General features: G+C 68.8%; 1 protein-coding gene. It reads left to right on the forward strand.

Annotated features, from left to right (window positions below; genetic code table 11):
- Window positions 1-349: phosphoadenosine phosphosulfate reductase domain-containing protein (locus AC0AIB_RS31630; protein ID WP_465098146.1), on the forward strand; the 349-nt coding region annotated here is incomplete at both ends.

Here is a 349-nt window from a genome sequence, read left to right on the forward strand (position 1 = left end):
GTGATGTTGCGGTTGGCGCAGAAGGCGTTCGCGCCGGCCAACGTGCCGTTCCCGGTGATGCACGTGGACACCGGGCACAACTTCCCCGAGGTGCTCGCCTACCGCGACCAACGGGTCACCGAGCTGGATCTGCACCTGATCGTGGCGAGCGTGCCGGAGGCGCTGACCCGGGGCCTGGTCCGGGAGTCCGGTGACGGGATGCGCAACCGGATCCAGACGCCCGTGTTGTTGGACGCGGTGGAGAAGCACCGGTTCGACGCGTTGTTCGGTGGGGCGCGGCGGGACGAGGAGAAGGCGCGGGCGAAGGAGCGGGTGTTCTCGTTCCGGGACGAGTTCGGGCAGTGGGATC

Source organism: Micromonospora sp. DSM 43699 (assembly GCF_055517075.1).